Raw genomic sequence first — 24,808 nt, forward strand, 5'->3', positions numbered from 1 at the left:
TGTGGCGGGGCAATCTTGGCAGCGATGCCGCCGGCTGCGCTCGCTGATGCGTGGACATTGGAATTCTCCACAGCTGGTTCTGGATTATCCCATGATCAAGGGCCGTTGGTAGCCCTGGCGCGTTCATTGCCGCCTTGGGGCCCGCGGGATCGGCGCTGGCCAGATCGTCGACCCACCACGTAGCAGAATGCTACGGTCGTAAGTGACGCATGCCCGGCTGCATCTGATGGCAAAGGCTTCTTCCCCTGTTCGGCTTCAGAGCGAGCTGATGGAGAGTGCGGCCAGGGCGGGAGCTCTCCACCACCGCAGTGCTGCCGAGCAGATCGAATATTGGGCGGATCTTGGACGCCGGGTGGCCCGCGTGCTCGATCCCGACACCCTGCTTGATCTGGCTGCCGGTGCAGTTCGCCTCCATCTGGAACCCGTTGTGACGCCGAGCGTGTCGCCAGAGCAGGTGTTTGCAGCCGTCGACGCTGACCGTGCTTCTGGAATTCTGGTGGGAGCCGTGACCACAGCCCCCCTGCGCTACCAGGTGGCCACCGGCTCGCCGGGCTACCTGGAGCAGATCGCTGCCGATGGCACCCGGATGCTGGGCAGCTTCCAGGATGGCGTGTTCACGCCGCTGAACACCCCGGACACCAAGGCCTGACGCCTTGAGCGCTGAAAAGCAGCTGTGGGTGCTGGTTGGCGGCAACGGAGCTGGAAAATCCACGTTCTATCGCCTCTACCTCCAGCCTCTGGGTCTGCCCTTTGTGAATGCTGACCTGCTCGCCCAGATCGCCTATCCCGAGGCACCAGAGCAATCCAGCTATGAAGCAGCCCTGTTAGCGCAGGAGCAGCGCCAGCAGCTACTGCTTCAAGGTGTGAGCTTCTGTTTTGAAACCGTTTACTCCCACCCCTCAAAGATCGACTTTGTAGGCCGCGCCAAGGCCCTTGGCTATCAGGTGGTGATGGTGTTCATTCACCTGGGCGATCCCAGCTTGAATCAGGCACGCATCAGCATGCGCGTGAGCCAGGGCGGCCATGCTGTGCCGCCCGAAAAAGTACAGAAGCGTATTCCCAGGTTGCTGGAACAGGTGAAAAAGTCACTGCCCCTTTGTGATGTGCTGAGGGCCTATGACAACAGTTCTGCTGATCATCCATTCATGCCTGTCTTCACCATCAGCAACGGCAGTCTCGAGACCCATCTTGCCCCCCTTCCTGCCTGGGCCGTGAATATGCTTGCAGATTCATCTCCTGATAGCTGAGCTCAAATAGCAGGTTTGCGGGGGAGGTGATGGCAGCCTCGTTGCACCAGTACGGACGTACTATTGATTGATCGGCCCTGGTGCGGGCTCGCTACGGTGAGGACAGACGTTCAAAGCCTTCCGGAGCACCCTGATTCTGCACCGCCGCCTCGGCTGCTGGATCGTCAGGGGTGGCCAACCCTGTTTGCTGGCGCCCTGTTGCTCCTGATTTCGTTCACCACGAACTACGGCGATGACAACCTTCTCCACTTCGGCAACCTCCAGGCCGCTCACAAGTTCGGAATGGGTCTCCACCTTGCCGCCCTGGCGGAGCTTGCTGGCGACGCTCAACTGGCGACCCGTCTACGACATCGAGATGCGTGGACGCGAGAGCGAGAAGCGCGCGAAGCAGCTCGAGAGCGAGATCGAGCTGCTGCAAGAGAGCAACGCCAGAATCGCGCGTTTCGAGCAGGAGCTCTTTTCCTCCTCGAACCAAGCCCCCTCCACCGGCGATTCCTCGCCCACATAGCCAACGAACTGGCAGGCCCGCCGCAAGGCGAGCAGGCGAGCTAGGGGTGGGTCAGTACCCAGGGGGCCTGATCATGAAGCCAACGCACTGCGGTTCGTTTGCATCACAGCTCGGCGGGGGCATAACAACTTGCCACCGCCATCGCCAGGCCGTGAGCTCTTCGCCGCGGTTATCACGAAACCGCAGGCATTCCTTGCCGGCCAGCTGGCTTCCCGGCAACGCCTCCAGACCCAGCACCTCGGCATCATCGCTGGCGGTGATCAGCACACTCTCCAGACCGCAGGGTTCATCAGCCCACAGCTCGTCTTCCACCGTGAGACACGCCGCGTTGCAGTCGAGCTGGATCTTGCGCAGCAGGCGCCGGTGGCCTGCCGCCGCCGGATAGGCATGGGTGAGGTCCAACTGGATCTCCACCGCAGCAGTGCCGGCATTGATCTCCAGCAGCTCCGCTGAAGACTCCCTCCCCGCCGCCTGCTCCTGGCCATTCACAAGCGGCACGGAATGGCCGCTACTGCGCGTAGCCAGCAACGTGTAACGCTTCGGGCCGAAGGTGTCCGCGGTGTATTCCGGCGCACCCAGCTCAATCGCCAGGCGCTGGCCGTCCACCTGGAGCAGAAAGCTGCCGCAGTCGTTGTGGTTGTGCGGCTCGTCGTTGTGGCCGCCTTTCACAGCCAGCTCCCAGCAGCGGCCCTGGCGATCAAAACGCCTCACCACCACCAAGCCAGCCTCGCGGTCGATCCAGTCGGCCCCATCGGGCTCGCTGGCCGTGGCCAACGCTTCCGCACTGGGCGACTCCAGCAGCATGCGGGTGAGATAGAAGAGATCGCAGCGCTGTGCATGCAGATCCAGCCCCCGCGCCAAGAGCTGCCGATACAGGCTCAAACCACCTGAGGTGCTCTCCGGCAGCTGCAGACGCCGACCCAGCAACATCAGCAAGCTGGCCCGCGGCGGCATATCCAGCCGACTGTCGGCGAAGTTCACGAGCAGCCCACCTCTTAGCAGCATCGACGACCCAAAGCGCGCTATGCGGGAGATCTGCTCTTCCTGGCCCGCAAGCAGACTCTGCTGCCCACCACTCCAAAGCTCCAACTGCTCATTCAGCAGGACAAACCAGCCAAATCCGTATTCCCAGTAGGTGATTCCCTCCAGGCAGCTGCCCGCTGCGCTGAAGCCATCCAGAAACAGCTGCAAGTGCTGACGGCTGAGCTCCAGCAACCGCTGCAGGCTGTCGCTCTCCAGGCCCAAGGCCAGTGCCGCGCCCACCAGCCCCTGATGGCACACCGCATTCCAATTGCTGGGCTTGGCCGTCCAGCCATAACGCTCCGGATGGGCCAGAAACGGCTCCACCATGCCCACCAACACCCGCTGCCGCATCACCGCCAGCCAGACCGGCGGCAGCCAGGGCCCGAACAAACTCACCAGCTCGCCGCAGAGATTGGCGGTTTCCGCCGCAAACAGGTCGATCACATCAGGACCAATCCCGCTCGGATCGCGCACATGGGCCGGCCAGGCCCAGGCTGGCTCCGCCAGCAGCTCCTGAATCGCCGCCAGCAGCTGGCCCCACCAAAGGCCGCCGGCCTGGCACGGGGTGCAGGATCGAGCAGCAAGCGCACCGCAGCCCGCGCCAACCGCCGCCGCCGCTCCTGCCACACCCGCTCAAATGGCAGTCGCTCACCGGTGCGATGCACCTGGCTGAAGAGCTCAAGGGTGAGACACGGGAGCGGCGTTCTGCAGTCCCCGGCCTGCAGCGCTGCCAGTTCCCGCACCAGGGTCTGGCCATAGGGGGTTTGGGCAGCGATCTGCCAGCGGTGATCACCCCATGGGGGGAGCAAGCGGGCCTGGGGCATCGTTTGCATCAGCCCGGCCTCAATAAAAATCCGCCTGCCGCTCCTGCTCCTCTGCCAACAGCGCCGCCAGGTCAAACCCGCGCGCCTGCCAGTAGGCCTGCACCGCCACCACCGCGTCGTCATTGCCCCCAGCTGGGCCATTGAAGGCATGCCAGAGCGTTTGTTTCTGGGCAATCGGCTCCCGGCTGGCAGCCGGGAAGGCCAGTTCCTTGGTTTTGGCAGCCGCATTGGGCTGCAGGATCACCGCCTGCACCCCCTGCCGCGCCGTGAGCCAGTGCAGCCACAGGTCGTCGTGGGTTGGGGCCAGCGCCAGCGCCGCCTCCAGCTCCAGATCCCGCGGAAACCAGCTGCGCCGGTACAGCACCCCGCTCTGCCCCGTGGGCAGATTGGCCAGCCGTGGTTCACGCACCCCGTCGTGCCACTCGGCATAGGGCCGGAAGGTTCCGCTGGCCTCCCCTTCCGCAAGTCGGATGCGCCGGCCCCGGTGCGCCACGACGCAACCGTGACGCTCGTAATTGCGCACCAGGTATTCGATGAAGCGCGGCGGGTAGAGGGTGTCGTCGTCGACGGTGATGAACAGGTCGCCGTCTGTTTGCGATGGCCCCGCCTGCGCATAACCGTCCTCCTGCAAAAAGGGGATGATCTTGCGATACGGTCCCAGGTTGGCCACCCAGTGCAACTGCACCCAGCCATCAGCCGTGATCTCCTCCAGCAGTGGATCGTCGGCGGCAATGCCCTGATCCAGCAGGTGGGGGTCTTGCGAGAGGTGCAGGTGCACCTGCGCCGGCCGGTAGGTCTGCTGCCGCAGCGACTCCAGCACCGCAGGCAGTGTCGCCAGGCGGCTGCTGATCGCCGTGAGCGTCACGGGCGGCCCTGTGCGCACATCCGCCCGTAGCGGTTGCTGAAGCAGGGTCTGCAGCGCTGGCTGCTCAGGCAGCCCCACCAGGCTCAAGGCCTGCTCCAGGCTCAGCAGCACTGAGCGCCGCTGGGCGCCCGCAACCGCCTCAGCCGTCGCCCCCTCCTTCTGCGCCTGCACAAACGCCAGCGCCGCCTGCTGTTGCTGCTTGCCCACATCCGGGCCCGGTTGGATCGTCTGCAGCAGCACCACCCCGTAGCGCAGCCATTCCCCTGGGTCGTGGCTCTCGAGCGGGTGCGCCTCGATCACCGCCTGCCAGTTGCCCCGCTCAAATGCCTCGCGGCTCATGGCTGCGCGTTGCCGTGTCTCGCCCCATCATGACGGGGAACAACCGTGTCGCCGCAAGTTGGCCACTGCCATCCGCGCCGAGCAGCAGGCCCGCGGCGTGGTAATTCCATTTGAGGTGGTGTCGAACCCCGAGTTCATCAAGGATGGTTCGGCCGTGGCTGATTTCCAGCAGCCCGACCGCATCGTGGCGATGGACCTGCGCTCGGCCGAGCTCAGCCAAAGGCCGCATCGGCATCGGCGCCGACCCGCGCATGGGCTCCGTGGAAACGGTGAACCAGTTACAGAAGCAGCGCTTGCATCGCCTGATCAGCCAGCACTTCGGTGGGGGTGCGGGCCTGGCCGGCCGGCGCTTTGCGGTGTGGATTGACCCCAAAGCTCTGGCTGATGGCCGATTGACCCTTGCAGCCACCAAAGAAGAGGCCACCGAGTGGAAGCGTTACCGCCTCCCTTCAGCCCGCCCCTCCCTCTCGAAAGACCCTTCCGCGACGCTCTTGGATTCAGCCCAAAACCACACCACACCTGGTGCCTGAAATCGCGAATCCAGTGAGCGTCGCTGCAGGCATCACCCACCAGGCCCGCCGCCAGCCCGCGAAACCACGCACCCATCGCAGCTAGTACTGCAGTACCATGGCGTGATCGGGATCGGTGCGCCCTGGCTACGGTGATGTCAGATGGTCAAAGCCTTCCGGGGCTGCCTGCTCCAGTCCCGCCGCCCCGGCTGCTGGATCTCCAGGGCTGGTCAACCCTTGTAGCCGGCTCCTTGCTGCTGCTGATTTCGTTCACCACCAACTATGGCGATGACAACCTCTCCCGCTTCCGCAGACTCCCGGCCCATGACCAGGTCGGAGTATGTCTCCACTTTGCCGCCCTGGCGGCGCTTGTTGGCGATGTTCAACTGGCGTCCCGTCTACGACATCGAGCAAGAAACCGAGAGATTGAGGATCGAATCGCTCGAAAGCGAGAAGCGGCTGCTCGAAAGCAAGAAGCAGATGCTCGAAAGCGAGAAGCGGTTGAAGCTGCTGCAAGAGAGCAACGCCAGAATCGCGCGCTTCGAGCAGGAGCTCTTTTCCTCCTCGAACCCAGCCCCCTCCACCGGCGATTCCTCGCCTACATAGCCAACGAACTGGCTGGCTGAAGGGTGGGTCAGTTCCCCGCAGGTCTGATCACATAGCCAACGCACTGCGGTTCGTTTCCATCACAGATTGGCGGGGTCACAGCTGCCTGCCAACACCAGCGCCAGGCCGTGAGCTCTTCGCCGCGGTTATCGCGAAACCGTAGGCATTCCTTGCCGGCCAGCTGGCTACCCGGCAACGGCTCAAGTCCCAGCACCTCGGCATTATCGCTGGCGGTGATCAGCACACTCTCCAGGCTGCAGGGTTCATCAGCCCACAGCTGGTCTTCGACCGTGAGACACGCCGCGTTGCCGTCGAGCCTGATCTGGCGCAGCAAGCGCCGCTGGCCCACCGCCGGATAGGCCTTGGTGAGGTCCAGCTGAATTGACACCTCATCAGTGCCGGCCACGACATCGAGCAGCTCTGCTGAAAACTCGCTGCCCGACGCCTGCTCCTGGCCGTTCACAAGCGGCACGGAGTGGCCGCTGCTGCGGGTGGCCAGCAGCGTGTAGCGCTTTGAGCCGAAGGTGTCGGCGGTGTATTCCGGTGCCCCCAGCTCAATCGCCAGGCGCTGGCCATCGGGGGAACCCCAGGCTAAGCAGCGCATTCAGCGTGATCGCCCAGTGGATGTGCACCGGAATCAGCACAGTAATGAGCGGGGGTTCGGCGCTGTCGGGCGCGGCTGCTAGCGCACCACACAGGGCTTGGGCAGCCCCGCAGCCAGCAGCACGTGGCCGCAGGCCTGCTGAAAGCCGGGCTGGGAGAGCACCAACGCCGGCCGGCGCTTCTGGGCTTGCCGATCCGCGAACGCAAACGGCACCCGCACCGAGCCATCCTCCAGCTCCCAACAGAGCTGATCGCCCTGCCGCAGGCCCAGGGCATCACGCACCATTTTCGGCACGGTCACCTGGCCCTTGGCGTTACCAGGCGACCGGGCTGGGTTGGTGCGGTACTGGACGCTCGGTTCGCGCCTGCTGCCCTTACCCTGACGAAGGCGCCGCCCAGTGACCATGACACTTGCCCCGCCAGCAAGCCCCGTCGACTGCCCCGGGCATGCCCTCGCGCCGTTGCTGCTGCCGCATGAGCTGCGGCTCACAGCTGAGCAGTTTGAGGCCGTCTGCCAGGTCAACCCCGACGCCGTGCTGGAGCTCGACGCCAGCGGCCACGTGATCCACATGACCCCCACCGGCAGCGAAACCGGATCCAGAAACCAGGCGCTCGGGGCTCTTCTCTGGATTGCGGTGCGTACAGCTGGGCTGCCACTGAAGGTGTTCGACAGCTCCAGCGGCTTTCGCTTGCCCGATGGCTCGGTGCTCAGCCCTGATGCTGCCCTGATCAGGCAAGAGCGCTGGGCGGCCCTCACGCCAGAGGAACGGCGCGGCTTTGCACCCCTTTGCCCCGATCTGGTGGTGGAGCTGGCCAGCCCCAACGACCAGGGGCCGCGCGGCCTCACGGGCCTGCGCCGCAAGATGGCCGCCTATCAGGCCAATGGCGCCCAACTGGGCTGGCTGCTGATTCCTGAGCAACAGGCGGTGGAGGTGTGGCCCGCCAGTGGCGGTGGCGATCCCCTGCGCATCGATGTCGCCACCAGCCTTGATGCCGGCTCCCTGTTCCCCGGGCTGCAGATCGATCTGCTGGAGATCTGGCAGGGGTGAGCGGCAGCCAGGCCAGTCGGTCGCGGGGCAGATCCGAGCCCAGCACCCCGTGCTTCCAGTTGGCGATGTGGTGCATGCGCGCTTCCGAGAAGCCGGCGGCCTGCAACTGCTCCAGCACATCCCAGGCGGGGATGCGATACACCAGTGAGCCCTGATGCGGCCGCACCGGATCGCCGTGGTAATCAGGCCAGCGGGCAGGTGGCCAACAGCCTCCCGCCCGGCCGCAGCACCCGGGCGATCTCGCGGAAGGCCAGCTCCAGATCCTGCTCGTGCTCAAACAGCTCGTTGCACAGCACCAGATCAAAGCTGGCATCGGTGAAGGTGAGGGCGCAGAGGTCCTGGTGGGGACTATCCGAAAGGCCTGCTCGGCATCCTCCAGGAATTCACTGCAGCTCAGCCGCCCCTCCCCCGGCTGACGCCGCAGCCACAGGGAAAACCCGGGAGCGCCTCCACCAGATAGATGGCCTGTTGGCCCAGCCCCTCCAGGGAGCCATCAAGCTGCTCCAGCACCAGCAGCACCGCCCGGTTGCGGCTGAGCAGCCCCTTGGCGATCAGCGCCTCGCGGTAGTTCGGCCCCTGAATCGTGATCGCCTCCGGCGGGATGTGCTCGCCGGTAAACGGCTCCAGGATCCCCAGGGCCTGGCTCGCCTGCACGCAGTCGCCGAGCAGACCGCCCTGCTGCAGCAGCGCCGGCAGCAGGAGCAGAAAGTCGCCCAGGTTGGCATAAACCAGCTGCAGATCGTGCAGCGCCAGCATCCCTTCGCTGGACTTCTGCGCTGGACGCTCAGCAGCCTGCACCACCAAAGCCGTCTCTCAGTTAAATGACTGTAAGCAGATCCTCCCGGTTGCTCACCCATGCCGCCTTCATTGCTACTGACCTCTGAAAAACGCTGTCCGCCCTGCCCGCCCGCCCCCGGTCCAGGGCCACCAGGGTGCGGTGAAGGCCTCGTCGTGGGCATACAGCTGCAGCTCCCTGGCCGTGATGGCAAAGCCGGCGGCCTGGGCCCGTTGCACCAGCTGCGCCAGGTCGCTCGCCGCACCGATCCGGGCCTGCAGGGCCGGGTCAGCCGCCACCGCTTGCAGGAACTGCCGCAGGGCAGGGCTCTTCATGGCCTACCCCCAGTCGCTGGTCGCTGGTCGCTGGTCGCTGGCGCATTAATTCCATCGTCTCGCGCAGACAATCATCCTTACAGATATTGCCCCAATGTCGGTATTCCATCGCACCTATCCAGAACATGCATGCCTCGGCACCACCGCTGGGTGAGGGTCATTGCCACAGCTGGGATCTGAGGGAGGCGCGCTACTCCATGGGACACCGCTGGCGTGATCGGCTCCAGTGCCTCGCCCATGCAGAAAGCGGTGTGGCTGTGATCCCGGATCACCAGGGCCTTGCCATCGGCCTGGCAGATCGCCACCGTCTGCTCCATGCGGCTGAGAAAGACCTCCTGGTTCTCCTCAGCCGTGAGGGCGCGATGGCCGCGCGGTCATGGCGTGCTTGGGAATCTGGCCTCAAGCTACGGGCAGCAGGCGGCGCAGGTGGGCCATCACCCCGGCCTGGTCCTCTGCCTCCAGCGCTCCAACAGCCCCGAGCACCAGCCGTGCATCCAGTGTGAACAGCTTGAAGCGCACCAGGCAGGGCTGCTTCAAGCCAGCAGCCTGCAGATCCGCTATCGGCCAATCCAGGGGCCACGCCGATTGCCGGGCCGAGGTGATCATCGCCAGCACAAGATGGCCGCAGCGTTGCTGAAACCCTGGCGGCGACAGCACCAGGGCCGGCCGCCGCTTGCTGTCCTCACGATCGCTGAAAGGGAAGGGCACCCGAACCCCAGCAAACCTGTCGAAGGGTGTCATCGCTGGCCTGTGGGGAATCCCGGCTCAGAGGTCTTGAAACGCTTCGTGGTCCGCCTGGCTGCTCCACTCCGCCAGGGTGGCCTCCAGGCCCTTCAGGTAGGCCACATCCAGCGGCGCCACGGCCCGCACCGCCCCATCCTCCAGCTCCCAGCTGAGCTGATCACCCTGCTGCAGGCCCAGGGCGTCGCGCACGGCCTTCGGCACCGTCACCTGGCCCTTGGCTGTGAGTGTGGCCAGCTCCATGGCGACCCCGTGCTCATGATGACCTTTTTGCTGGCCAACATCTTACTGCAGGCGATCCTTGCGGTAAGGCGTCATTACAGCAGGCCGCGAGGCGCTCTGCGCAGGAAACCTCGGTGAATGCCCTGGTGCCCGATTTTCTTGAGCGCTATGTGGATGCCCGCAGCAACCGCCTGGCCTCCCTCGCCAGCTTTGAAGCCATCGCCGGCAGCAGCCGAAGCGTGAGCACCGGGCCGTGGAGCCGCGACGCCCTGACATGAGCGCGACTGATGCGCGTGTTCAAGGGCAGAAGCCAAGAATCTGACCCACGATCTCCAGCACTTCCAGCCCCACCGTGCTCTGGAAAACCGGTGCTCCCAGCTCCAGAAACGGATGGTGATCCATCCAAATCACGTCCACACGTTGGGGGATCCAACCCGGCCCCAGGCCATGGCTTCGGTGGCGTCAGCCTCCATGGGCCGGTACGCCTCAAGGCGCTCCGCAAGGCTCAGACGCGGGTGGGCGGAGCGGATGAGGACGCCTTCCTCCAGAACCGCCAGCTCCACCTCCTGATCCTCGAGGAGGGTGCGCCTTATGGGCCAGGGCCGCAACGCTTGCCTTGCCGTGGTGGCCATGGCTCAGTCCTCCTCCAGCAGCGCCAGCACCGCCTCCGGATCCACCCGCAGATCCGGATAGTTGGGCCCGTTGGCGCTCGGCAGCGCCGCGCCCACGTGGATGCGGTGATCGATCCCCAGCCGCGCTGAAATCAGCGCGAACGAAAGTGTGCCGTTGCCCTCTGCCATCAGCTCCAGCGCCCGCTGCGGCGCCGCGCCGGCGAACAGCAGATGGGTGAAGGCCGCCCCGTGGGGCCCCAGCACCCGCTGATGCCGCCCCACCAGCTCCGCCTGCTCCCTCACGCCCAGCCCCTCCAGCCCGTGCACCACCTGCAGCCGCGGCGTATGCCGCTGCAGGGCGGCGATCAACGCAGCCTCGTTCACCACCCGGCGCCGCTGGCGGCACAGGTAGAGCACGCTGCCAGCCGGAGCCGGAGCCGGGGCCGGCCGGGCATCCACCAGCTGCCGCACCCAGCCCATCGCCAGGCCGCTGCAGCGCAACAGCGGATGGATGTGAATGGCCCGCCGCAGGTAGAACAGCTGCCCCACCGCCAGCTCAAGGCCCGGCTCCAGCGGCACGATCGGATGACCCCAACGGGCAGCCACCCGCTCCAGCAACTCCCGCTGAAAGGGTTGGCAGGGCGCGTCCACCACCAGCGGAATCCGGCGGCGGCACTCCCCCGCCAGCGCAATCTTGGGCAGCACATCGCACACGAAGTGGCAGAAGTTGGTGCCATCAACGTCATCGCAGACCAAAAAAGCTTCGGGCAGCTCCTCCCGCCGCGTTGGTTCCGCCGGCGGAAGCAAGCCGTCGCCGCACAGCAGCCCACCGGCCAGGGGCCAGTAGGCCGATGAAGCATCGGCCACCAGGGCCGTGCCCTGGCTCACCAGGTGATAGCCCTGCCAAAGCCGCACCACCCCGCCCTTGAGCAGGGCCACCTCAAGGCTTACGGGGCTGCTGTTCAGCCCCGGCAAGCCTCCCCGTTGGGGAAAGTGCAGCCGTTCAGGGGCATCGCAGTGCACCCCATAGGCCAGATCCAGGGGCGTATCCAGCCGAAGGGCCGTGGTGGCTTCGCCATCGCTGCAGGCGGGGAGTTCCGCCGCCACGCATTGCAGGGCCTGGCGCGCCGCCTCCGCCCCGGCATCACCCCACACCGCCGTGCTCACCCCCTGGCGGCGGTTGTGCTCGAGCAACGCCCCCAACAAAGCCCCGCGCCCCACCCGTTCAGGCCCCAAGCCAGCTGGACAGGGGCCGGCCGCTGCTCAGGGCCGCCACGCCATAGCGCTGGTGCACCGCCCGCAGCAGCGGCAGCCGGTAGGCGCCGCAATCGGCCAGCAGCACCGCAAACGGCCGCTGGCGGTGGAGGCCATCCACCCCCTCCAACAGCACCGCCAGGCTCTCGGCAAAGCTGGCGGCCGGCCGCGCCGGCCAGCAGCTGGCAGGGCTCTCCAGCACCCGCAATCCGAAGGGTTCACCCTGGAAACAGCGCCCGGCCCGGTGAGCCTCCTGCACCGCCGCCGCCCGATCCCCGACATACACCACCTCCAAACCCCCCAGTTCCGCCAGCAGCTGCTCCGGTGCCGGCGGTGCCCCCAGCAGCGGCAGCGCCGACACCTGTTGCTGGCCCACCAGCTCCTGGGCCACAGCCAGCCACCGAGCCAGGCAAGCGGCGTCATCGGTCCAGAGCTCAGCCTCCAGCAGGTCCCGCACCACCTCCCGGCCCCAGTCCATCAGCCCCTCCAGGGGCTCGTGGGCACTGGCGTAATAACCCTGCTCCAGGTGCAGACGCCGCAGCGCCTCCAGCGGTGGCGGGCACTGCATCCAGGGCAGCTCCTGGCGCTCCTGCCAGAACCCAGGATTGTGGTGCTCACGGCGCAGCTCCGCCAACACCGGCTCCAGCGCCTCCGGCTGGGCCAGCAATGGGTGGAGCACCGCCAGTTCGGTGCTATCCAGCTCGATCAGCAGGCTGTGCTGCCAGTCGATCGGCGGCAGGGGCTCCAGCTTCTCCGCCAGCCGCCGCTGCCAGGCTGCCGCCAGGTACGCCAACCGCTCAAACGCAGCCGCCGGCAGCCGCAGCCCGGCACGCCAGGCCGGCTCCAGCGCCGCCAACAGCGCGGGGGCGGCGGGCTGGGCATGGCTACCCCGCGGCAGGTGCCACACGAAATCGTCGAGGGCGGCCTCGATCGCTTCAAAGCCCGCCTCCCCATCCCCAGCCAGCAGCGGCGCCACATCCAGCTGTAACGGGGAGGTCTCCCCGCCCGGCTCCAGCAGCACCAGTGCGGCCACCCCAGCAGCGGAGGTTTCCGCTTGGGCAGCGCTGCCCCCAACCGCCGGCCTTGGACTCAGCGGCCCCAGCTCCGGCGCCAGCAGCTCAAGAACCAGCCGCGCCCGCAGGAGGGCCGCAGCCAGGGGCTCCTTCTGCTCCGGCTCCACCGGCAGGCTCTCCAGGTGTGTGCACAGCTGGGCCAGGGCCGCCGCATCCGCGGTGGGCCGCGCCAGCAGCTGCTCCACCGCAGCGGCCAGATGGTCGCGGGCCTGCTGCAACACCCAGGCCGGTGCGGGTGCCAGCAGCTGATTGAGGCGCAGCAACAGCCCATAGGCCCGCTGCCGTGCCACCCCCGGCTCCTGGCCCTGCTCCGCCTCGATCAGGGCCGTCCAGTAGGCAGCTCCGTCCTGCACCAGCTGCTGCTCCAGAACCGCCAGCCACTCCGGCGGCGTGAACGGCAGCTGCCGGCCCAGATTCAAGCGTTCAGCCAAACGCCAGCACAGCTCCGAGCGCAGGGGCTCAGGCGGCGGCGCAGTGCTGTGGCTGTTCACCGCCCCGTGCACCGCGGCGGTGAGGCTCGCCAACAGCTCGCCATAGCGATTCCAGAATGATGCCGCCTGCTCCGGCAGCACCTGCGCCAGATCCACCACCAGCTGCAGCAGCTGATCGTGGTGTTCCAGGGCTTCGAGCCAGGCACCGGTGGTCCAGGCGTGCTCACAGCAGCGCAGCTGCAACTCGGCCTGTTCGGCCATCAGCTGCACCTGAGCCGCACCGGTGGGGGCGGAACCCTGCAGCTCCCGCAGCAGCGCCAACCGCGCCTCCTGGGTGAGCGGCAGCGCCCGCAGCTGCTCGATCGACAGCCACACCCCCGGCCCGCTGCCCGGCTGGCTTGCGGCAGCAGGGCTTGACCCTGAACTGGCGGAGGGACGTGGCGAGACGGTCAGAATCAACGCGGTGGCTTTGTTTCAAGTATCGCCGACTTCGCCACTTCCGCCCAGCCCATCCCACGCCGCGCCATCCCACGCCACGATGGAGTCGCCCCAGCTTTTCGAGCCCGTGCAGGCGGCCTCACCCCAAGAACTGCGACACCTGCAACGGGGACCCGTGGTGGGGGAGCTTGAGGGTTTTGTGACCACCGGCGGCGTGGCGGGCTGGGTGTGTGCGACGGCCAGCGGCACCGGCGACAACAACCAAGACGCCAACGCCGCCCCACCCCTGGCCGTGCGGCTGGTGCTCGCCGACCTGCTCCACCCCAGCCGCACCTGGCAGCTGGCCGAACTGCAGGCCCAGCAACCCCGCCCCGATTTGCCCGCCCTCGGGATGGAGCTGGAGCGGGCCTGCGGTTTTCTCTTCCTCGGCCATTCCGGCGTGGAGCTGCCAGCCCACAGCTCCGGCATGGTGTTGCGTGCCTTCTGCCAGCTGCCGGCCCAGGCGGCTGAAACCTGGCAGGAATTGCCCGGCAGCCCCCTGCGCCTCGACGGCGAGCGCTACGCCCTGCTGCAGGAGCTCTGTCGCCTGGGGCTGGGCCGCCGCGCCCGCCTGGTGGGCCTTGACGGCCACCAACTGCGGGGCTGGGCCACCGGCACCACCCCCCTGCAGCTCCGCCTTGATGGCGGCGAGGCCCCCCTGCCAATCGCCCCACCCGACCCCCTGCCCCAGGGCGAATGGCCCTTCCAGCTGGAGCTGCCCGCCGGCCTCTGCGACGGCGCCGTGCACCACCTGCAGCTGGAGACCGACCAGGGTGAACCAATCGACGAACGCCTTGAGCTGGTGCCCTTCCAGCTCACCCCCTGGGCCGCCCTGCTCGAGCACGGCCAGGCCCCCTTCCCCGACCACCTCTCGCCCCTGGCCCGCGAGCGCCAGCGCAGCCTGCTGCTCTGGCTGGAGCAGTCCGACCGCAGCGGCCAACCCCTGCCCGCCCAGCTGCCGCTGTGGCAACGGCTGCTCAGCCAGCCCCTGCGCCGCGACGGCCAGGGCCTGGCCCTGCCGCCCGGCTGCGAACCCGGCCCCGACGGCGCCCCCGTGCCCCGCCAGCCCCTGCAGCTGCCGGTAAGCGAGCAGCCGCGGGTGTCGATCGTGATCCCGGTGCACGGCCAATACCCCAGCACCCGCCGCTGCCTGGCGGCGATCGCCCACGCCCCCACCGCCGTGCCCTATGAGCTGATCGTGGTCGACGACGGCTCGCCCGACGCCACCACCACCTGGCTGGAGGCCGAGGCTCCGGCCGTGCGCCTGGTGCGCCACGACTTTGCCCGCGGCTTCAACCAGGCCTGCTGCAGTGGCGCCGCCGCCGCCCGTGGGGAGTTCATCGTGCTGCTCAACAACGACACCGAGCCCTGCGCCCACTGGCTTGAGGAGTTGCTCGATCCCTTCCAGCGCTGGCCGGATACCGGCCTCAGCGGCGCCCAGCTGGTGTTTGCCGACGGCCGCCTGCAAGAGGCCGGCGGCATCGTGTGGGGCAACGGCGAGCCCTGGAACTACGGCCGCGGCGGCAACCCCTACGACCCTCGCTACGCCTACGCCCGCCAGGTGGACTACGCCAGCGGCGCAGCCCTGGCGATCCGCGCCGAGCTCTGGCGCCAGGTGGGCGGCTTCAGCCCCGAGTTTTCCCCCGCCTACTACGAGGACACCGACCTGGCCTTCAAGGTGCGCCAGGCCGGCCACACCGTGCGCTACGCCCCCCTGGCCCGGGTGATCCACCACGAGGGCGTGAGCAACGGCAGCGACACCGAGGCCGCCAGCGGCCTCAAGCGCTACCAGGAGCTCAACCGGCCCCTCTTCGAGCGGAAGTGGGCCGAGGCCTTCGAGGGGTCGGATCAACCCGACCTCAGCCGCGCCGAACGGATCAAAGACCGCGGCATCCTCGGCCGCGCCCTCTTCCTCGACCACGACACCCCCCGGCCCGACCGCGATGCCGGCAGCCACGCCGCCCTGGTGGAGATGGAGCTGGTGCAGGCCCTGGGCTGGAAGGTCACCTTTCTGCCCGCCAACCTGGCCTGGTTGGGCCGCTACACCGAGGAGCTGCAACGCCGGGGCATCGAAGCCCTGCATGCCCCGTTTGTGCTCTCACTCGAGCAAGTGCTGCGCCAGCGCGGCGCTGAGTTTGGGCTCATCTACATCACCCGCTACACGGTGGCCCAGCAGGCCCTGCCGCTGATCGCCCGCCATGCCCCCCAGGCCCGGATCCTCTTCTGCAACGCAGACCTGCACCACCTGCGCGAGTTGCGAGCCACCCGAGCCCAGGCCCTCGAGGGCGAGGCTGCTGAGCGTGCCCTGGCCCAGGTGCGGGAGGTGCAGCAGCAGGAGCTGGCCGTGATCCGCCAGGTGCACCTCACCTTCAGTTATTCGGAGGTGGAACGGGCGGTGATCGAGGCCGCAACCCTCGGCGGCGCCCCCACCGCCCCCTGCCCCTGGGTGGTGCAGGCCCCCGAGCAGCCCGCCCCCCTGGCCGGTCGCGCCGGCCTGGCCTTCCTCGGCAGCTATGGCCACCCGCCCAACCGCGAAGCGGTGCAGTGGTTTCTGGACGAGGTTTGGCCCCTGCTGCAGCAGCACTGCCCCGAGCAGCATCTGCACCTCTATGGCAGCGGTATGCCCGCGGAGCTCAGCGCCAGCTGGGGTGCCATCCCCGGCGTGGTGCTGGAAGGCTGGGTGGCGGATCCGGCCAGCGTGTATGCCCGCCATCGCCTCTTCCTCGCCCCGCTGCGCAGCGGGGCCGGCCTCAAGGGCAAGGTGGCCGCCGCCGCCGCCCACGGCATCCCCCAGCTGCTCAGCCCCCTGGCCGCCGAGGCCACCGGCCTGCGCCACGGCCAGGAGGTGTGGATCGCGGAGGCGCCCAGCGACTGGCTCGCGGGGGTGGAGCAGCTCTGCCACAACGACCACCAATGGCAGGCTATGGGCGATGCCGCCCACCGCTACGCCCGCAGCACCTGGAGCCGGGAGCGGGGGCTGGCCCTGATGGCCGACGCCTTGCAGCGCCTCCGGCTACCCCTGAGCCAACCCGCATGAGCCAGCCCACCCCCCGCACCAACCTGCCCGAGCCCCTCTCGGGTCTACCCGATGCGGCGGTGGTGGAGCTGGGCCATGGCCTGCCCTGGCTCACCCTCGGCGAAACCAACCGGCTCGTGCGCCAGCAGGGTCTCGCCCCGGCCCTGGCCCGCGCCTGGCTGCTCGATGAACTGGTGCGGGCCATTCCCCTGGATGCCGAGCAGGAGCGGCAGCTGATCCGCGCCTGGGTAGAGCAGCAGGGGGTCCACAGCGAGCTGGAACTCGACGCCTGGCTAGAGCGCCAGCGGCTGCGCCGCAGCGATCTGGCCGTGCTCGCCACCCAGCAGGAACGGCTGGAGAGCTTTCGCCAGCACCGCTGGGGGGATGAGGTGGAGGTGCAGTTCCTGCGCCGCAAGGCCGAGCTCGATCAGGCCGTGTACTCCCTGCTGCGCGTCAGCGACCAGGCCCTGGCCGAGGAGCTGCACCAGCGCATCGCCGCCGCCGAGGCCGACTTCGGCAGCCTCGCCGCCCAGCACGCCGAGGGGCGGGAGCGCCACAGCCGCGGAGTGATCGGCCCGATTCCGATGGCCGCCGCCCATGCCGAGATCGCCGGCCGGCTGCGGCTGGGGCAGCCCGGCCAGCTCTGGCCCCCCTTCCCGGTGGAGCGCTTCTGGGTGGTGCTGCGGCTCGAGCAGCGCCTGCCGGCCCGCTTGAACGCCGAAACCAGGACCCGCATGATGGGCGAGCTGTTCGAAGCCTGGTTGCAGGAGCGTCTGAATCTGCTCCTGGCCGGCGAGCCCCTGCCCGCCCTGCCGCCCCTGCCGGGCTCCGCCCCATGACCTCCGCTCCGGCCGAGCTGCTGCTCCGTGGCTTTGCGCCCTTCGAGCGCCTGCCCGTGGCCCTCGCTCCCCTGCTTGACCCCCTGCTGGAGCCCTGCCGCTTCCGCCTCGGGCAAACCGTGCTCCGCCCCGACGTGCTGCCCGCCGGGGTGCTGCTGATCCGCAGCGGCCAGCTGCGCAGCCTCGCCCCCGCCCCCCGCGGCCAGGGGCTGCGCACGATCGAGCGCCTCGGCGCCGGCGCCATCGCCGGCTGGGTGTCGCTGCTGCGCGACGAGCCCTGCGAGCACCTGCGCGCCACCACCGAAGTGGAGGCCTCCCTGCTCCCCGCAGCCCCCTTCCGCGAGCTGCTCGCCGGCCACCCGGCCCTGGCCGCCGCCTTCCAGCAGCGCCCCAGCGCCAGCGAGCTGCACGCCGTGCTGCTGGCCCTCGCCCCCGCCCAGCCCTGGGCCCTGCAGGAGCTCGAGGCCTGGCCCGAGCCCCTCACCACGAGCTGCGTGCGCAGCCTGGCGCCCGGCCCGGAAACCAACCTGGCCCTGCCGCCCGGCTACCACTGGCATGTGAGCAGCGGCCGTCCCCTCGGCGAAGCCTGGCCCGAACCGCCGCCGGCCCTGGCCCCCCTCGCCGCCAGCGATCCCTGGCTGCGTCTGATCGGCTTCCCGGCCCCCGAGCCCGCCGCAGAGGCCCCTCCAGCCGCAGACGCGCCCAGCCGGGCGGCGGTCGACAGTCAGCCCCCCCTGGCCACCCCCGAAGTGCTCGGCCCCGACGAATACACCCCCTCTCCGGAACCGCCCCCAGCCCGCAGCCAGCCCGGCGAGCTGCGCCTCCAGCCCGCCAGTGGCTCCCGCGCCATCGCCCTGGCCCTCTGCACCGCCTTGGCCGACTACTTCGGCCTGCCCCTCAACCGCGACTCCCTGCACCAGCAGGTGGACGCGATCCTGCAGCGCCAGGCCGCCATCAACCTGGTGAACCTGGGCCAGATCATGGACACCCTCGGCCTGCGGGTGGTGCTCAGCCGCGTGCCCACCGACCGGCTGAGCCGCGTGCCCACGCCGGCCGCCCTGATGCAGAACGGCCGCATCGGCCTGCTCGACGGCGTCGATCCCGAAGGCCAGGCCCGGCTGCTCGAAGCCGAACTCGGCACCCTGTTCGTGCCCTGCGAGCAGCTGGCCACCCACGACGGCGACCAGACCGAGCTGCTGCTGTTCCAGAAGAAGGACGACGCCAAGACCCAGAACTTCGGCTGGGGCTGGTTCCGCCCCTACCTCAGCGAGCACCGCCGCGAGCTGGTGGAGGTGCTGCTCAGCTCCGTGGTGATCAACGTGCTGCGGCTGGTGTTCCCCCTCGGCATGCTCACCCTGATTCGCTCCAGCAGCGTGAGCGGCGGCATCGGCACCGTGCTCAGCATCGGTGCCGTGATGCTGCTGGCGGCCGTGATCGAAGCGCTGCTCAAGAGCCTGCGCACCTACGTGTTCACCGACACCGCCAACCGGGTGGACCAGGCCGCCAAGAGCACCGTGCTCGACCACCTGATCCGCCTGCCCCAGGGCTTCTTCGACAGCCGGCCGGTGGGCCGGGTGGTGTTCTATTTCAACGAGCTCGACAAGCTGCGCGACCTGCTGCTCGGCCGCACCCTCACCTCCCTGATCGACCTGGCCTTCGTGCCCCTCTACCTGCTGGTGATCCTGTTCATCAGCCCGGTGCTGGCCCTGGTGCAGCTCGCCTCCGTTCCGGTGATCCTCGGCGTGGGCCTGCTCGCCAATCCGGCCATCAAGGCCCAGATCCAGCGCGCCAAGGGCGAGGCGATCAGCACCTACAGCTTCCTCACCGAGGCCCTCACCGGCGTGCAGACGATCAAGGCCCAGAACGCCGAACTCAAGACCCGCTGGGAATTCGAAGACCGTTACACCCGCTTCCTGGGGGAAGATTTCAAGCTGCGCGTGATCAACGATTCCAACGCCAACCTGCTCGAGTTTCTCAACAACTTCAGCCAGCTGCTGTTGATCGTGGTGGCCATGTGGCTGGTGATCCAGCAGAAAATGAGCATCGGCGGCCTCTTCGCCGTGCGCATCCTGGGGGGCTATGTGGTGGGGCCCCTCACGCAGCTGCCGCGCCAGTGGCAGCAGATCCAGCTCGGCGCCCAGTCGCTGGCAATCGTGGCCGATGTGGTGGACAGGCCCACCGAGCAGACCCTGGCCGAAACCCAGAACATCCCCATGCCGGCGCTGCAGGGCCGGGTGGAGTTCCGCAACGTCAGTTTCCGCTACCGGGATGAGGGCCCGCTCAACCTCGAAGGCGTGAACCTGGAGATCCCCGCTGGCGCCTTCGTGGGCTTGGTGGGGGGCTCCGGCAGCGGCAAGTCCACCCTGCTCAAGCTGCTGCCCCGCTCCTATGCCCCCCTGGAGGGCGCGGTGCTGGTGGATGGTCTCGACATCAGCAAGATCGAGCTCTATTCCCTCCGCCACCAGATCGGCGTGGTGCCGCAGGAATCGATGCTGTTCGACGGCTCCATCCGCGACAACCTGCTGCTTGTGAAGCCCGACGCCACCGCCGCCGAGATGATCCGTGCCGCCCGTATCGCCTGCGCCCACGACTTCATCATGGAGCTGCCCCGCGGTTACAACACCGGCGTGGGCGAACGCGGTGCCGGCCTCTCCGGCGGCCAGCGTCAGCGCCTCGCCCTTGCCCGGGCCGTGCTGCAGAACCCTCGCATGCTCATCCTCGATGAGGCCACCAGCGCCCTCGACGCCAGCACCGAGCGGCAGCTCTGCATCAACCTGCTGGAGGCCTTCCGCGGCCGCACTGTGTTCTTCATCACCCACCGCCTCGCTACCGTGCGGCCCGCCGATGTGATCGTGCTGATGGAAAGGGGTGCGATCATGGAACTGGGAAGTCATCAGCGTCTGATGGACCAGCAGGGCTGGTATTACGCCCTCTACCGCAGTCAGAACCAGGAGGGCATGGCCTGATGCAGCGCCGACCCTCCTCCCTCGTGAACCTCTACGACCGCTGCCTGCACTGGCTGCGCTCGCCCCTGAATCGCCGCCCGCGGGCCTTCGGCAGCTCGCGGCGCCCCAGGCCACCCGCAGACAACGGCGCAGCCGGCGCCGCGCCGATCGAGCCCGTGCGCGTTGACCTGGTGGGCGGCGAGCCCACCTCCCTCGCCGGCAACGACGCGCCCACCACCTTCGGCGGTTCCTTGGCGCCCCGCCCGCAGGGCCTGGCCCCCTCCTGGAGCTTCAACCAGACGGTGCTGCTGCGCAAGCAGCGGCGCGGCTCCTCGGTGATGATCTGGGCTGGCATCGGCACCACCGCCGTGCTGGGCCTCTGGGCCATCACCGCCCCCCTGGCCGAAACCGTGGCCGTGGAGGGCAAGCTCGAGCCAGGCAATGCCACCCGCCGCATCGATGCCCCAGTGCCCGGCGTGGTGGAGGAGGTGCTCGTGCAGGAGGGGCAGCAGGTGCGCCAGGGCCAGCCCCTGGTGCGCTTCGACCTGCGCGAACCCCGTAGCAAACTGGCTGCCGCCGAGAGCATCCGCGAACGCCTGCTGAACGAGAACCAGATCGCCGCCGCCACCCTGGGCGACGCCGCCGCCACCGCCGCCCTCACTGCTAACCAGCGCCAGCAACTGGCCAGCCAGGCCGAAGAGTTGGCCAGCCGCCGCGAAGCGGCCCGCCAGGAACTGGCCAAGGCCAAAGCCCGCTACGCCGGCTTCCGGGCTACCCTCGCCACTTACCGCAACATCGCCAACCGCTTCGCGGGCCTGGTGAGCGAGGGAGCCGCCAGCGAGGTGCAGCTGCTGGAGGCCCGTCAGCGGGTGCAGGAAACCGAGAGCAGCATCGCCCAGGAGCAGCGCGAGATCGCCCGGCTGCAGTCCACGCTGGTGAACACCGGCGCCGTCACCAGCGTGGAACTGCGCCGCAAGGTGGAGGAGAACCTGCGCCAGATCGCCCAGCTCGACAGCGAAGTTCAGCTGGCCCGCCAGCAGATCCAGTTCGGCGAACTCACCGCTCCCGCCGCTGGCACGGTCTTCGACATCGAGGTGAGTCCGGGCAGCGTCGTGGCCCAGGGAACCGGCACCAGCACCAGCGCCGTGGGCAAGTCGCTGATGAAGGTGGTGCCCCAGGAGGCCCTTGAGGCCCTGGTCTACCTGCCCAACACCGCGATCGGCTTCGTGCAGCCCGGCCAGACCGCCCAGCTCTCGATCGCGGCCTTCGAGGCTGGCGACTTCGGCACCGTGCCCGCCGTGGTGGAGCGCATCGCCTCCGATGCCCTCACCGCCGATGAGCAGACCCGTGTGCTCGGCACCCAGGCCTCAGGCCTGTTCTATCCCGCCGTGCTGCGGCTCGAGCGCCAGACCATCGACCTGCGCCGCAAGCAGGTACCGCTACAGGCGGGCATGACCCTCACCGCTGATATCAAGCTGCGCGAACGCCGCTTCATCAACATCCTCACCAGCTTCCTCGAAGACCAGCGCCGCAACCTCGAGCGGCTGCGCTGATGGCGCCCGGCCACGACGACCCCCGCCAGCACCCCTGGTGGCAGCACGTGCCGGCTGCCGACAAGCGCGGCGTGCAGCGGCGCCGCCGCTGGCGGCGGCTGGGCACGGCGCTCGGCAGCCGGTCTGGCCAGCTGGCGCTGCTGCTCGGCCTCTACCTCGCCATCGCCCTGGGGATGCTGCGTGCCGGCGCAGGCCCCATCACCCTGCTGGTGGTGCTCCCCCTGGTGCTGCTGCCGGCCCTGGCCGGCCTCGCCTACTGGCTCATGTGGAAGGACTTCCACCACTGACCGCCTGGGAGCTGGCCGCCTGGGGTTGCTGGCCATAGATGCCGGAGATCTCCCGCACCAGCCACACCGGCAGGTGCTGCTCCCCGCCCCCGAAGGCGATCCGGCCCGGGGGGTAGAAGGGCAGAGCTGCCATCAGGGCATTGTTCGCCCTCGGCTGGCTCATGTCGGCCACCAGTGGCGCCAGCGCGTTGCGCAGCTGGCGGTCGTCCGGGCTGAGCACAGTTGCGGAGAATCCGCTGCCCAGCAGGTCCCGATACAACCTTCCGAAACTGCTGCGGTACAGCGCCTCCAGCTGCTCCGCCGGCGCATCCAGCCAGATCTGTCCCAGCAGCAGACGCAGCTCCTCCAGCTCCTGCTGCACCGCCCGATCCTCCGGATCGATCACATGCAGGTTGATCAGGCCGTTCATGCGGCTCTGAAAGTCGGCGCTCTGGGCCAGCTCCAGGGCCTCGCCGCCGCGCCGCGATGACAGCTGGGGGAGCTGGGGGAGTGGTTCGCGCCGGGGGGCAGGACCCCCATGGCGGTCAGGGTTCACGCCGAGGCTGGGCGCCCGGCCATAGGCCTGCCCGGCCGGCTTCAGCAGCGCAGCCGGTTGCCACAGCCGCTGCAGCATCTGTGGATCGAACAGACGGGCGTAGTCCTCCTGCAGCCAGTCGGGAACCTGGCTGAGTGGATCGGCCACGCGCATCTTGCCCGGCTGGAAGTAGGGCATCGCCGCCAGCAGCACATTGGCGGTTTCGGGCCGCTCAAAGGCGCTGGTCAGCCGGTGGGCCAGGGCATCCTTCCAGGCCTGCTCCTGCTGCACCAGCGTTTCCCGCGCCAGCCGACCGGCCAGCAGCACCCGGTAGCACTCGCCGATCGGCGAGCGGTAGAGCACCTCCAGCTGGTCCACCGGCGCCGACAGCCAGAACTGACACAGGCACTGGCGAGCCAGGCGCGCCTCCGCCAGCGCTTCCGGCGAGCCGCTGCTCTCGTAGGCCTGGAAGATGCCGGCCAGCCGTGCCACCGACCAGGGGGTGATCCGAGGGGTGGAGCCCAGACCCGTGGCCGTCAGGCGCGGATCATCCACCAGGGTGTCCAGCGGCGGCCTGGCCAGGCCGGCCCCGTTATCGACTCCGAGGCGACGCAACAGCCGGCTCCACAGTGACATTCCAGACCTCTAGCCAGGGCTCGGATCGTAAGGGAATGACCGGGATCATTCGGCCAACGGGAACAGTTTTCCGTGTCCATTGCTCGGCCGGTTTCTCCGGTGGTTGTCTGGCTTGTTTCTCAGCTGCAGCCCGCTTTAAGTTCAACTTCCGCTCCGAGATCAGCACCGCGATCCCGCAGCGCCGTGAGCACCTCCCACACCACTGCCTGCCAATCCCCCGGCTGAGGCTGGCGGAACAGCCGCAGGCTCGGATACCACGGCGTATCGGCCCTGTGGCGCAGCCAGCGCGGCGCGGCGCTGAACGGCAGCAGCAGCCAGCCCCGCCGGCCCATCGCCCCCACCAGATGGGCCATGGCCGTATCCACACTGATCACCAGATCCAGCTGCGCCACCAGCGCCGCCGTGGCGGCGAAATCGGCCTCGGCGGCCAGCTCCTCCGTCCCAGGGGCCCTAAATGGGTCCGCCTGGTGGCGATCGGGCCCGAACTGCAGCAACGTACAGCGGGCCCCCAGCCCTTCCAGGCCCAGGATCAGCGCCCCCAGGGCCTCCGGGCTGAGGCTGCGACGCCGGTACTCCCGGGCCGTCACGGGGTCGTCCAGCTTGCGGCCCGCCGCCCAAACCAGCCCCACCCGCAACGGCTGCAAGCCCTGCTGCCCCTGCCGCCCGAGCTCCCGAGGCTGCGCCCACGACACCGCCTGCAACCAGGCAGCCGCCTTGGGAAGCGGTGCCCCCCCCAGCAGGCCCGGCAGGCTCAGCAGCGACACCTGGGCTCCCCGCCAGGTCGGCGCATCGCCACCCGTCTTGCCCCGGACCACCGGCCGGGGCTCCAGGTGGGCCAGGCCCTGGCGGAGCAGTTCCACCAGACAGGGCTCCACCTCCAGCACCAGGGGAGGAGCGGCCTCACCGCGGCGCTGCACCAGGGGACCCAGCCAGCGCAGGTGCTGCAGGGTGTCTCCCAGCCCCTGCTCGCTCCACAGCAGCAGCGGACCCTGCCAGCCCTGCGGCTCGCCCCGCCAGGCCGTGGTCGGATCCCGCCACGGCTGAAGCCCGGCCAGTTCCCAGCGGCTCTCAGCCAGAGCGTAGCCCTCGGCGTAGCGCTCCAGCCCGATCAGCAACTGGCTGTGGTTCCAGGCCGTGATCGCCTCAGCTGCCAGGCCGCGACTGCGGGCATAGGCCCGATCCGCCGCCTCGAAGGCCTGGCGGTCGCAGTGCACATTGGCGAGCCCTCGGTACACAACCGGGTCGTCGGGCGCCAGCTGCACGGCCCGCTGATAGGCCGCCAGGGCCTGCATCGGCCGATCGGCGATCCACAGGGCGTTGCCGCGATTGGCCGCAAGACGGTGATCCTGGGGCGCAAGAATTTGGGCGGCTGCGTAGCCCTCCGCAAGCGCCAGCCAGTCGTCAGCGCTACGCGCCAACGTCTCGCTGCGCACCAACGCCGCGAGCTGGGCCGCGAACGTCCCGCCTGGTTCCGGTTCGCGCAAATCCTGCATGGCTCAAACGATGCGCAAATGCACACATACCTC

At 68.7% G+C, this 24,808-nt stretch carries 27 protein-coding genes and 1 pseudogene; 13 read left to right on the forward strand and 15 right to left on the reverse strand.

Going from position 1 to position 24,808, the window contains the following annotated elements; all coding sequences use genetic code 11:
* The first annotated feature begins 226 nt into the window (after positions 1–226).
* The 3 genes from CyaNS01_RS10060 (at position 227) to CyaNS01_RS10070 (ending at position 1,755) form a co-directional block, all read left to right on the forward strand.
* Positions 227–649 carry a hypothetical protein gene (locus CyaNS01_RS10060; RefSeq protein WP_186696965.1) on the forward strand — a complete coding sequence of 141 codons (423 nt, stop codon included), beginning with the start codon at positions 227–229 and terminating at the stop codon, positions 647–649.
* Positions 650–653: 4 nt separating this feature from the next.
* On the forward strand, positions 654–1,247 hold the full coding sequence (locus CyaNS01_RS10065; protein WP_186696966.1) for a zeta toxin family protein: 594 nt from the start codon (positions 654–656) through the stop codon (positions 1,245–1,247).
* A gap of 313 nt (positions 1,248–1,560) precedes the next feature.
* Positions 1,561–1,755: a hypothetical protein gene (locus CyaNS01_RS10070; RefSeq protein WP_186696967.1), complete on the forward strand. Its 195-nt coding sequence runs from the start codon at positions 1,561–1,563 to the stop codon at positions 1,753–1,755.
* A 51-nt stretch (positions 1,756–1,806) separates the two neighbouring features.
* Here CyaNS01_RS10070 and CyaNS01_RS10075 read toward each other — a convergent pair whose 3' ends face one another.
* Both CyaNS01_RS10075 and CyaNS01_RS10080 read right to left on the reverse strand, forming a co-directional pair.
* Positions 1,807–3,252: a heparinase II/III family protein gene (locus CyaNS01_RS10075; RefSeq protein ID WP_186696968.1), complete on the reverse strand. Its 1,446-nt coding sequence runs from the start codon at positions 3,250–3,252 to the stop codon at positions 1,807–1,809.
* Positions 3,253–3,621: 369 nt separating this feature from the next.
* Positions 3,622–4,806, reverse strand: coding sequence for a glycosyltransferase (locus CyaNS01_RS10080; RefSeq protein ID WP_186696969.1), 1,185 nt, complete (start codon positions 4,804–4,806; stop codon positions 3,622–3,624).
* Positions 4,807–4,915: 109 nt separating this feature from the next.
* Between CyaNS01_RS10080 and CyaNS01_RS14995 the strand changes: the two are divergent.
* Both CyaNS01_RS14995 and CyaNS01_RS14330 read left to right on the forward strand, forming a co-directional pair.
* Positions 4,916–4,993, forward strand: a pseudogene (locus tag CyaNS01_RS14995) (hypothetical protein); the annotation flags it as partial.
* Positions 4,994–5,057: 64 nt separating this feature from the next.
* Positions 5,058–5,336, forward strand: a complete 279-nt coding sequence (locus tag CyaNS01_RS14330; protein ID WP_222934226.1) for a hypothetical protein — start codon at positions 5,058–5,060, stop codon at positions 5,334–5,336.
* A 209-nt stretch (positions 5,337–5,545) separates the two neighbouring features.
* On the opposite strand, the gene CyaNS01_RS10090 is transcribed toward CyaNS01_RS14330, so the two are convergent.
* A complete protein-coding gene (locus tag CyaNS01_RS10090; protein WP_186696970.1) occupies positions 5,546–5,701 on the reverse strand; it encodes a hypothetical protein in 156 nt (51 codons plus the stop codon).
* On the opposite strand from CyaNS01_RS10090, the gene CyaNS01_RS10095 reads away from it, so the two are divergent.
* The gene (locus CyaNS01_RS10095) at positions 5,688–5,921 is read left to right on the forward strand and encodes a DUF5320 domain-containing protein (RefSeq protein WP_186696971.1); all 234 of its coding nucleotides are present in this window, start codon (positions 5,688–5,690) and stop codon (positions 5,919–5,921) included. The genes CyaNS01_RS10090 and CyaNS01_RS10095 overlap by 14 nt on opposite strands.
* A gap of 28 nt (positions 5,922–5,949) precedes the next feature.
* Here CyaNS01_RS10095 and CyaNS01_RS10100 read toward each other — a convergent pair whose 3' ends face one another.
* The gene (locus CyaNS01_RS10100; RefSeq protein WP_186696972.1) at positions 5,950–6,525 is read right to left on the reverse strand and encodes a hypothetical protein; all 576 of its coding nucleotides are present in this window, start codon (positions 6,523–6,525) and stop codon (positions 5,950–5,952) included.
* A gap of 78 nt (positions 6,526–6,603) precedes the next feature.
* Positions 6,604–6,825 carry a type II toxin-antitoxin system PrlF family antitoxin gene (locus CyaNS01_RS10105; RefSeq protein WP_222934182.1) on the reverse strand — a complete coding sequence of 74 codons (222 nt, stop codon included), beginning with the start codon at positions 6,823–6,825 and terminating at the stop codon, positions 6,604–6,606.
* Between the two features lie 103 nt (positions 6,826–6,928).
* Between CyaNS01_RS10105 and CyaNS01_RS10110 the strand changes: the two genes are divergently transcribed.
* Positions 6,929–7,573 carry a Uma2 family endonuclease gene (locus tag CyaNS01_RS10110; protein WP_186696974.1) on the forward strand — a complete coding sequence of 215 codons (645 nt, stop codon included), beginning with the start codon at positions 6,929–6,931 and terminating at the stop codon, positions 7,571–7,573.
* Between the two features lie 182 nt (positions 7,574–7,755).
* Here the strand turns inward: CyaNS01_RS10110 and CyaNS01_RS10115 are convergent, their stop codons facing one another.
* The 5 genes from CyaNS01_RS10115 to CyaNS01_RS10135 all read right to left on the reverse strand — a co-directional run bounded on the left by CyaNS01_RS10115 (position 7,756) and on the right by CyaNS01_RS10135 (position 9,667).
* Positions 7,756–7,956, reverse strand: coding sequence for a class I SAM-dependent methyltransferase (locus CyaNS01_RS10115; RefSeq protein WP_186700635.1), 201 nt, complete (start codon positions 7,954–7,956; stop codon positions 7,756–7,758).
* Positions 7,957–7,966: 10 nt separating this feature from the next.
* Positions 7,967–8,374 carry a hypothetical protein gene (locus CyaNS01_RS10120; RefSeq protein WP_186696975.1) on the reverse strand — a complete coding sequence of 136 codons (408 nt, stop codon included), beginning with the start codon at positions 8,372–8,374 and terminating at the stop codon, positions 7,967–7,969.
* 69 nt (positions 8,375–8,443) lie between these two features.
* On the reverse strand, positions 8,444–8,683 hold the full coding sequence (locus CyaNS01_RS10125) for a Nif11-like leader peptide family natural product precursor (protein ID WP_186696976.1): 240 nt from the start codon (positions 8,681–8,683) through the stop codon (positions 8,444–8,446).
* Between the two features lie 399 nt (positions 8,684–9,082).
* Positions 9,083–9,391: a type II toxin-antitoxin system PemK/MazF family toxin gene (locus CyaNS01_RS10130; RefSeq protein ID WP_225875628.1), complete on the reverse strand. Its 309-nt coding sequence runs from the start codon at positions 9,389–9,391 to the stop codon at positions 9,083–9,085.
* A 57-nt stretch (positions 9,392–9,448) separates the two neighbouring features.
* On the reverse strand, positions 9,449–9,667 hold the full coding sequence (locus CyaNS01_RS10135; protein WP_186696978.1) for an AbrB/MazE/SpoVT family DNA-binding domain-containing protein: 219 nt from the start codon (positions 9,665–9,667) through the stop codon (positions 9,449–9,451).
* 125 nt (positions 9,668–9,792) lie between these two features.
* Here CyaNS01_RS10135 and CyaNS01_RS14795 point away from each other — a divergent pair, with 125 nt between their 5' ends.
* Complete coding sequence (locus tag CyaNS01_RS14795) at positions 9,793–9,924, forward strand: hypothetical protein (RefSeq protein WP_255460028.1); 132 nt, start codon at positions 9,793–9,795, stop codon at positions 9,922–9,924.
* Positions 9,925–10,053: 129 nt separating this feature from the next.
* Here CyaNS01_RS14795 and CyaNS01_RS10140 read toward each other — a convergent pair whose 3' ends face one another.
* Genes CyaNS01_RS10140 through CyaNS01_RS10150 form a run of 3 tightly spaced genes read right to left on the reverse strand, consistent with a single transcriptional unit; the run spans position 10,054 to position 13,390 of the window.
* Positions 10,054–10,278, reverse strand: a complete 225-nt coding sequence (locus CyaNS01_RS10140; protein WP_186696979.1) for an AbrB/MazE/SpoVT family DNA-binding domain-containing protein — start codon at positions 10,276–10,278, stop codon at positions 10,054–10,056.
* Between the two features lie 3 nt (positions 10,279–10,281).
* Complete coding sequence (locus CyaNS01_RS10145) at positions 10,282–11,460, reverse strand: DUF563 domain-containing protein (protein ID WP_186696980.1); 1,179 nt, start codon at positions 11,458–11,460, stop codon at positions 10,282–10,284.
* Between the two features lie 22 nt (positions 11,461–11,482).
* Positions 11,483–13,390 (reverse strand): hypothetical protein, encoded by a 1,908-nt coding sequence (locus CyaNS01_RS10150; protein WP_186696981.1) that lies wholly within the window; start codon positions 13,388–13,390, stop codon positions 11,483–11,485.
* On the opposite strand from CyaNS01_RS10150, the gene CyaNS01_RS10155 reads away from it, so the two are divergent.
* Genes CyaNS01_RS10155 through CyaNS01_RS10175 form a run of 5 tightly spaced genes read left to right on the forward strand, consistent with a single transcriptional unit; the run spans position 13,299 to position 22,132 of the window.
* Entirely contained in the window at positions 13,299–16,529 is a 3,231-nt protein-coding gene (locus CyaNS01_RS10155) for a glycosyltransferase (protein WP_225875629.1), read from the forward strand. The genes CyaNS01_RS10150 and CyaNS01_RS10155 overlap by 92 nt on opposite strands.
* Positions 16,526–17,347 (forward strand): peptidylprolyl isomerase, encoded by an 822-nt coding sequence (locus tag CyaNS01_RS10160; protein WP_186696982.1) that lies wholly within the window; start codon positions 16,526–16,528, stop codon positions 17,345–17,347. The genes CyaNS01_RS10155 and CyaNS01_RS10160 overlap by 4 nt, the downstream gene beginning before the upstream one ends.
* A complete protein-coding gene (locus CyaNS01_RS14860; RefSeq protein ID WP_186696983.1) occupies positions 17,344–20,313 on the forward strand; it encodes a peptidase domain-containing ABC transporter in 2,970 nt (989 codons plus the stop codon). The genes CyaNS01_RS10160 and CyaNS01_RS14860 overlap by 4 nt, the downstream gene beginning before the upstream one ends.
* Positions 20,313–21,845, forward strand: coding sequence for an HlyD family secretion protein (locus CyaNS01_RS10170; protein ID WP_186696984.1), 1,533 nt, complete (start codon positions 20,313–20,315; stop codon positions 21,843–21,845). The genes CyaNS01_RS14860 and CyaNS01_RS10170 overlap by 1 nt, the downstream gene beginning before the upstream one ends.
* The gene (locus CyaNS01_RS10175; protein WP_186696985.1) at positions 21,845–22,132 is read left to right on the forward strand and encodes a hypothetical protein; all 288 of its coding nucleotides are present in this window, start codon (positions 21,845–21,847) and stop codon (positions 22,130–22,132) included. The genes CyaNS01_RS10170 and CyaNS01_RS10175 overlap by 1 nt, the downstream gene beginning before the upstream one ends.
* Here CyaNS01_RS10175 and CyaNS01_RS10180 read toward each other — a convergent pair.
* Together CyaNS01_RS10180 and CyaNS01_RS10185 are read right to left on the reverse strand one after the other, a co-directional pair.
* Positions 22,107–23,282, reverse strand: a complete 1,176-nt coding sequence (locus CyaNS01_RS10180) for a hypothetical protein (protein ID WP_186696986.1) — start codon at positions 23,280–23,282, stop codon at positions 22,107–22,109. The genes CyaNS01_RS10175 and CyaNS01_RS10180 overlap by 26 nt on opposite strands.
* A 119-nt stretch (positions 23,283–23,401) precedes the next feature.
* Positions 23,402–24,775: a tetratricopeptide repeat protein gene (locus CyaNS01_RS10185; RefSeq protein WP_186696987.1), complete on the reverse strand. Its 1,374-nt coding sequence runs from the start codon at positions 24,773–24,775 to the stop codon at positions 23,402–23,404.
* Between the last annotated feature and the right edge of the window lie 33 nt (positions 24,776–24,808).

The organism is Cyanobium sp. NS01, from assembly GCF_014280235.1.
GTDB lineage: Bacteria > Cyanobacteriota > Cyanobacteriia > PCC-6307 > Cyanobiaceae > NIES-981.